This is a genomic window from Roseateles sp. P5_B10 (assembly GCF_056400485.1).
On record NZ_JBFULE010001047.1, the window covers coordinates 1 to 1,560 of the forward strand.

Genomic DNA, 1,560 nt, shown 5'->3' on the forward strand with positions numbered 1-1,560 from the left:
GGCATCCATGCCGCCGTTGGGCAGCAGGCGCACGGCGGCGAAATCGTGGTCGCGGTGGCCGGCCAGCACTAGCTTGCCGTCGGCCGTGACGACGACGCCGCGAGCGGCGCCGGTGATGCTGCCGAACAGGCTGCGCACGATGCCGGCGGTGCCAAAGCCGGCATCCAGCGTGCCGTCGGCGCGGTAGGCGGCGGCGATGAAGTCTCCCTCGCCGCCGGCGGCGACGATGCGCGACACGCCCGCCGCGGTCTGCAGCGCCAGCGCATAGATGGTCTCGCGCGCGCCGTCGCTGCCGATGGCGGTCAGCACCTTGCCGCCGTTGCCGAAGCTGGCGTCGAGGCTACCGTCGGCGTTGTAGCGGGCCATTGCGAAGTCGCTGCCGTTGGCGCCCTGGCTGCTGTCGCCGCCGAGGACGATCTTGCCGTCGGGCTGCAGCAGCAGGGCGTAGGCCTTGTCGGCGCCGTTGCCGAAGGAGGTCGTCACGCGGCCGCCGCTGCCGAAGGTCGTGTCCAGCGTGCCGTCGGCGTTGTAGCGGGCCAGCGCGAAGTCATAGCCGCTGGCGCCCTGGTCGCTGCTGCCGGCGACGAGGATCTTGCCGTCGGCCTGCACGGCCACGGCCTGGGCCTCATCGCTGCGGCCACCGTTGTTGAACGCGGTGCTGACCTTGCCGCCGTTGCCGAAGCTCGGATCCAGGCCGCCGTCGCGCAGGTGGCGCACCACCATGAAGTCCGTGCCGGTGGTGGAGCCGAAGACGCCGAAGCCGGCCACGACGGCCTTGCCGTCGGCCTGCACCGTCACGCCGCGCACGTAGTCGTCGGTGATGCCGCCCGGCGTCACCAGCGTGCCACCGCCGAAGCTGGTGTCGATGTCACCCGCCTGGCCGCGCACCGTCACCGTCAGGGGCTTGCTGGCGTTGGCCGTGCCGCCAGCGCCCTTGATCGTGACGCTGGTCGGCAGCGAGTGCGGTGCCGTGGTGGCGGCCTGCAGCGTCAGCGTGCCGGCGTTGCTGCCGGCGGGCACGCTGAGCGCTGCGGTCGTTGCGCCGGCGGGCATGTCTTCGGCGCTGAACTGGATGGCGTCCGTGAAGCCGGCATCGCGCTGCACGGCGACGGCGACGCTGGCCTGCTGGCCCTGCCAGACGATGGCCTTGCTCGTGTCCAGCGTGAAGCTGAACCCAGCTGCGGCGGGCGGCGGTGTGGTGGGCGTCGGCGTTTGCGGCGTGGGGGCCGGGCTGCCGGTGGCGGCATCGGTGCCGCCACCGCCACAGGCGGTCAACGCAGCGGCGATCAGCAGGGAGAGGGGGAAACGGGAAGCAGTGGTGGTCATGTGGACTCCGGTCGATTGGGGTGGCGGCACTGTGCCGACCGGGTGCGCGGCTGCCATCCGCCCGACAGGCCATGGYGGCAGTCATCGGAGAGCCATGCATGCCACGGCCGCGATGGCTCTTCAGAGCGATGACAGCGCCCTGGCGGGTCGCAACACTGGCGCCTCGCTATCGCCATCCGTCGACCATGAATCCCTCATTCCGCTTCGACCTTCAGATGCCAGTCACCAAGGCCC

At 71.6% G+C, this 1,560-nt stretch carries 1 protein-coding gene; it reads right to left on the reverse strand.

Annotation, left to right across the window (positions count from 1 at the left end):
* The coding region (locus tag AC1DU6_RS30650; RefSeq protein ID WP_477861861.1) for a delta-60 repeat domain-containing protein at positions 1–1,326 on the reverse strand (1,326 nt) is incomplete at its 3' end.
* Positions 1,327–1,560 lie beyond the last annotated feature (234 nt).